General features: G+C 48.0%; 3 protein-coding genes. 2 read left to right on the top strand and 1 reads right to left on the bottom strand.

Annotated elements, in window-relative coordinates; translation table 11 throughout:
- Positions 1–141 precede the first annotated feature (141 nt).
- Together QNJ43_RS26265 and QNJ43_RS26260 are read left to right on the top strand one after the other, a co-directional pair.
- Positions 142–1,725, top strand: coding sequence for an endonuclease/exonuclease/phosphatase family protein (locus QNJ43_RS26265; RefSeq protein ID WP_346433143.1), 1,584 nt, complete (start codon positions 142–144; stop codon positions 1,723–1,725).
- Entirely contained in the window at positions 1,704–2,897 is a 1,194-nt protein-coding gene (locus QNJ43_RS26260) for a reverse transcriptase family protein (protein ID WP_300474923.1), read from the top strand. Before QNJ43_RS26265 ends, QNJ43_RS26260 begins: the two co-directional genes overlap by 22 nt.
- On the opposite strand, the gene QNJ43_RS26255 is transcribed toward QNJ43_RS26260, so the two are convergent.
- On the bottom strand, positions 2,844–5,810 hold the full coding sequence (locus tag QNJ43_RS26255; RefSeq protein WP_300474921.1) for a reverse transcriptase domain-containing protein: 2,967 nt from the start codon (positions 5,808–5,810) through the stop codon (positions 2,844–2,846). The two genes, QNJ43_RS26260 and QNJ43_RS26255, sit on opposite strands and share 54 nt — an antisense overlap.
- Positions 5,811–6,113: the final 303 nt, after the last annotated feature.

Genomic DNA, 6,113 nt, shown 5'->3' with positions numbered 1-6,113 from the left:
GATGACACATAACAGAAAATGAAGGCGCACAACTGTGTACTAACTTACAACAATGCTTTAATCTAGGTACTCAGCACAGTAACTCAGCCACTGGGGTGTTCAAGCCAGGACATTCTTAGTGCCGGTCCCAAGCCCGGGTAAATGAGGAGGGTTGCGGCAGGAAGGGCATCCGGCGTAAAACTAAGCCAAATCAGTACTATGCAGAACAAACAAACTTTTCATATACCGGATCGGTCGAGGCCCGGGTCACCAACGTCCGCCACTGGTATTGTTGGCCAACAGGGTACCAGTGGAAACTATGCTACTGTGAGCCAAAGGAGGAGGCAAAGAGGGGGGAGGAGAGTCCAGAGACGACGGGAGAGGAGAAAAGGCAAAAGTTTAGAAGTAAGGGTGGGAACTCTGAATGTAGGCACAATGACTGGCAAAGGAAGGGAGCTAGCGGACGCGATGAATAGGAGAAAGCTAGATATATTGTGTGTACAAGAAACCAAGTGGAAGGGTAGTAAGGCTAGGAACATTGGAGGGGGCTTCAAACTGCTTTATCATGGTGTAGATAGAAGGAGAAACGGAGTAGGGGTAATCCTGAAAGAAGAATTTAGTGAGAGGGTACTAGAAGTGAGGAGGGTATCAGATAGAGTAGTAAGTGTAAAGCTGGAAATTGAAGGGGTGATCATAAATGTAGTCAGTGCATATGCCCCGCAGGTGGGATGTGGAAGAGAGGAAAAAGAAAGTTTTTGGAAGGAGCTAGATGAAGTAGTGGAAACTATACCGAGGCAGGAACGAGTTGTGGTCGGAGCTGACTTCAATGGGCATGTTGGGGAGGGCAACAGAGGAGATGAGGCTGTGATGGGTAGGCATGGTTACAAGGAAAGAAATGCCGAAGGGCAGAGCTTAGTGGACTTTGCAGTAAGGAAGGACATGGCAGTAGTAAACACGTATTTCAAGAAAAAAGAGGAGCAGAGAGTGACGTTTAAGAGTGGAGGTAGATGTTCCCAGGTGGACTACATCCTGTGCAGGCGAGCTAACCTAAAAGATGTTAGTGACTGCAAGGTACTTGTAGGAGAAAGCATAGCTAGTCAACATAGGATAGTAGTATGCAGGATGCGTCTGGTAGTGAAGGATAGGAAAAGTGCGAGACTGGAACCAAGAATCAGATGGTGGAGACTGAAAGAAAAAGATTGCCAAGTAAAATTTCGGAATGAGGTGACACAGGCATTGGGTGGGGTAGAAGAGGGGGTAAATGGTTGGACTAGTACTGCGACAGTTTTGAAAGAAACAGCTAGAAGGGTACTCGGGGTTACTTCAGGACAGAGAAAACCAGATAAGGAAACATGGTGGTGGAATAAGGAAGTGCAGGAAGGGATAAAAGAGAAAAGGGTAGCAATGAAAAGCTGGCAATGTCAGGGGGATCAAGTAAGCAGAGAGGCATACACAGAGATAAAATGCAAGGTAAAGAGACAGGTTGCAAAAGCTAAGGAGAAAGCATATGATGAGCTGTATGCAAAACTCAGTACCAAAGAAGGAGAGAAGGACTTGTATAGATTGGCTAGACAGAGAGACCGAGCTGCAAAGGATATTCAACAGGTTAGGGTGATAAAGGACGCAGATGGTAGTGTACTGACAGGTGAAGAGAAGGTGCGGGGAAGGTGGAAGGAGTATTTTGAGGAACTACTGAATACAGAGAATGAGAGAGAGAGAGAAGGATGGACAATGGAAGGAGGGTGAATGAGGCAATACCGAAGATTAGTACCAGAGAGGTGAGGTCAGCAATGAAGAGGATGAAGAGTAGTAAGGCAGTTGGCCCAGATGACATACCTGTTGAAGCATGGAGATGCCTAGGTGAAGTGGGAGTAGAGTTTTTGACCAGACTGTTCAATAGCATCCTGGATGGTGAAAAGATGCCTGATGAGTGGAGAAAGAGTGTTTTGATACCCATCTTTAAGAATAAGGGGGATGTGCAGAGCTGTAGTAATTACAGGGGAATAAAGTTGATCAGTCACACCATGAAGTTATGGGAGAGAGTAATAGAAGCTAGGTTGAGAAAAAAAGTGGTGATCTGTGAGCAGCAGTATGGGTTTATGCCAAGGAAAAGCACTACAGATGCACTGTTTGCTTTAAGGGTATTGATGGAGAAGTACAGAGAAGGTCAGAAAGAGTTGCACTGCGTGTTTGTGGACCTAGAGAAAGCCTATGACAGGGTGCCAAGAGAGGAGCTGTGGTATTGCATGAGGAAATCAGGAGTGGCAGAAAAGTACATCAGGATAGTACAGGATATGTATGAGAACAGTGAGACAGCAGTTAGGTGTTCCGTAGGACTGAGTGATAGCTTCAGGGTAAAAGTAGGACTACATCAGGGATCTGCTCTGAGTCCTTTCTTGTTTGCCATAGTAATGGATAGGTTAACAGATGGGATCAGGCAGGAGTCACCGTGGACTATGATGTTTGCGGATGACATTGTTCTATGCAGTGACAGTAGGCAACAGGTTGAGGCAGATCTTGAGAAGTGGAGACATGCACTAGAAAGAAGAGGAATGAAAGTTAGTAGAAGCAAGACAGAATACATGTGCATGAATGAGAAGGGGCACAATGGCACAGTGCAGTTGCAAGGGACAGAGGTGGCAAAAGTTGACGAGTTTAAATACTTGGGATCAATTGTTCAAAGTAATGGAGAGTGTGGCAGAGAAGTGAAAAAGAGGGTGCAGGCAGGGTGGAATGGGTGGAGAAAAGTGTCCGGAGTAATCAGCGACAGAAGGGTGCCTGCAAATATGAAAGGTAAAGTGTACAAGACAGTAGTGAGGCCAGCCATGTTGTATGGCTTGGAGACAGTCATCATCATCATCATTCTAGGGTCGTGTTTTCACTTCACTCCTGTTATGGAGGAACCCCTCCCTGGATAGCTTCCATTGGTGTCTGTCTTGGGCCAGTCTTGTCCAGGTGGTTCCCAGGTGGCGACTGAGGTCATCTCTCCATCTTGTTTTTGGTTTTCCTCGTGGTCTTACCCATCCCCGTGGGACCCAGGATGTTGCTCTGATGGTCCACCTATTGTCTTGCAATCTGGCTACATGACCTGCCCATCGATGTTTCGACTTTCTGATGTGGTCAATGACGTCTGTTACTCCTGTCTGCTGCCGGATCCAGGTGTTATGTCTCCGGTCGCGAAGGGTGATGCCCAGCATAATTCTCTCCATTTTCCGTTGTGCCACTTCAAGTGCATTCTCTTGGGCGGTAGTTAGAGCCCAGGTTTCACTTCCATATGTCATAGCCGGGAGCACATACTCGTTGAACACTTTTCTCTTGATCTGCATGCTTGCTTTGCGGCTTCTCATGATGTTGTCTATCTTCTTGAAGGCAGCCCATCCCAGTGTGATACGTCTCTTGATTTCTGGCATTAGGTTTCCATCCTGTGAGATTGTCTTGCCCAAGTAGACGTACTTTTCAACCTCTTCTAAGGGTTTTCCATCGACTTCGACTGTGGCCTTCTTAGTGTGATTATTTAGCATGATCTTGGTCTTGCCCAGGTGCATATTGAGGCCCACTGGTCTGCTATAGTTGTTGATGTCGTCAAGCATTTCTTGTAGTTCTTGCGGTGTATGTGCTATCAGAATTATGTCGTCAGCGAAGATTAGGTGGGAAAGGTACTCGCCATCCATGTTGACTCCTTTCTCCTCCCAGCTGATCTTATTGATGATGGCGTCCTGGAGGCATGCTGTGAAGAGCTTTGGAGAGATGTTGTCACCTTGTCTCGCTCCTCTCTCTAGCTTGATCTTGTTGCTGTCTTTGTGGAGCTTCAGTGTTGATGTGGCGCCACTGTATAGGTCTCTCAGGATAGCGATGTAGGCTGGGTCAACTCCCTGTTTCGCCAGTGCTGTGAAGAGTGGGGTAAATTCGACAGAGTCAAATGCCTTCTCATAGTCAACAAAGGCGAAGCAGAGTGGAATTTTATATTCGTTGGCTTTTTCCTGGAGTTGGCTAATAACATGGATGTGGTCAGTGGTAGAGAAACTTGGCCTGAAGCCAGCCTGTTCCCGTGGCTGATGTTGCTCTAGTGCCTGTAGCATCCGCTGGAGGAGAATATGCGAGAACACCTTGTAGATTACTGGTAGAAGGCTGATGGGTCGGTAGTTCTTAATGTCTGCTGTGTCGCCTTTCTTGTGGATCAAGACTACTGATGCATTCTTCCAACTGTTGGGGACTCTTCCATCACTTAAGCATTTGTTGAATAGCTGGGTGAGCGCCTTAATGATGGGCTCTCCTCCATCCTGCAGAGCTGCCGTGGTGACGTTGTCCTCCCCAGGAGCCTTGCCACGCTTCAGTCGCTTGATTGCTACTCTTACTTCCGATGGTAAGATTGGGGGAGGTGGCTCATAGGTGACTGGAGATGCGAGGACACTAGATTGTCTAGCCTGCCTGGTGCTGTAGAGCTTGGTGTAGAATTCCTCACACCTTTGTATCATCCTGTTGAAGTCTTGGATGAGTGTTCCGTCCTCTTCTTTGAGGCTGGCGATGTTGTTTCTGCCTAGCAACTGTTTCCTCTTGATTGACTTTAGGCCTTTGTTGTTTTTCAAGGCTTGTAGTTGTCTTTCTTCATTGTATGATCGGATTTCTTTTGCCATCCTCCGTCTTATGGCCTTGCAGGTCTCCACATATTCAATGTTTTGTAGGACTGCCCCCCCTCTTTTCATCTGTCTTCTTTTCTCTCTCAACTGCTTGGTCTCTGTAGAGAGTTTGTCCTGTTTTTGTGGCTTATTCCGACCCGCTATTTCCATAGCAGTCTCCGTAATTGCAGAGGTGACGTTCTCGCACTCGGAGTTGAGGTCTGCTGATGTCGCTAAGGCCTCGAATCTGTTGGTGAGTAGCCTTTGGTATTGTGTGGTGTTGGCTGATAGCACCGCTGTGTTTGGTTTCTTGCATCGTTGGGTGAGCTTTGCCCTCTCCAGCTTTGTGTTGATGATCAAGGAGCCTCGTACCATGCGGTGGTCACTGCCTGTGTTGAGGCTGTTGATGACTGAGACGTCAGTAAAGGTGTGCGGCCTGTTTGTGAGGATATAGTCAATCTCGTTCTTTGTGTGGCCATTGGGTGAAATCCACGTCCAACGCCTGTTGGGTCTCTTCTTGAACATTGTGTTCATGATCTTCAACTGGTGTCTTGCGGCGAAGTTGATCAGGGAATCACCCCTAGTGTTGCGTGTGCCGAGTCCGTAAGGACCAGTGATGAGTTCTGACGTGTTACCCTGTCCAACTTTTGCATTGAAGTCGCCCATAACGATGTTGTAGTAGGCTTTGTTGTTGTTGACGAGGTTGTCAATTTCCTCATAGACAGTGTCCACTTCCTCATTGGTATGGCTTGATGTTGGGAGATAAGCCTGGATGATGCTGAGATGGTATTTGCTGTTGATCTTGATGGTGAGTTGGGCTATTCTGTCAGAGATGCCTTGGAAGCTCGTGACGTTGCCGGCAATGTTTTTATTGACTATGAAGCCAATGCCATTTTGGTGGGTGTCGCCTCCCTTGTAGTAGAATTGGTGACCACTCTTGTTCAGGGTTAGACATCCTTCTCCCTTCCTTCTGGTCTCGCAGATTCCTACAATATCGAAGTTGATCCTCCCCAATTCGTCCTCGAGCTCTTCAATCCTGACATCTGAGGAGAGTGATCTAACGTTGTACGTGCAGATTTTCAGTTTCCATTGGCAGCCTGTCCGAACCCAGAGATTCTTCGCACCCTCTGCTCCGTTGTCGTGCTTCCCGCTGCCTTGGTCAGTGACTCTAGAGCTGCTGGGGACTGAGGGCCGTTCGTTCTGTTTGTCTGTCATGGTTGCCTTTCCAGGGGGTGTGCCGTACTCGCCACGCTAGGCACTGCGGGTTGGCGAGGGACAAATGTGGGTGAAGTGCCTTGTCCAGGAGCACAACGCCACGGCGGCAAGGCAGCGATTAGTCCAGCCCGCCCAATTCAATCACCAGGGGCCGCAGAGCGACCTCTGGCGACTAGGCCAGGCAGGGATACGAACCAGCGATCGCGGGATTACAAGTCCCGCACGCTACCACTGAGCCACGGCGCCCCATTGTGGTATACACTGACCATAATCCTTTGACTTTCCTTGGAAGGATGAAAGCTA

Origin of the sequence: Breoghania sp. (assembly GCF_030066895.1) — a bacterium.
Taxonomy (GTDB): domain Bacteria; phylum Pseudomonadota; class Alphaproteobacteria; order Rhizobiales; family Stappiaceae; genus Breoghania.
Note: the sequence above shows the minus strand (reverse complement) of the source record. Positions and strands in the feature narration are given on the sequence as shown.

Coding starts and splice junctions, on each gene's coding strand:
- QNJ43_RS26260 (WP_300474923.1), top strand. CDS start 1,704: ATGGACAATGGAAGGAGGGTGAATGAGGCAATACCGAAGATTAGTACC.
- QNJ43_RS26265 (WP_346433143.1), top strand. CDS start 142: ATGAGGAGGGTTGCGGCAGGAAGGGCATCCGGCGTAAAACTAAGCCAA.
- QNJ43_RS26255 (WP_300474921.1), bottom strand. CDS start 5,810: ATGACAGACAAACAGAACGAACGGCCCTCAGTCCCCAGCAGCTCTAGA.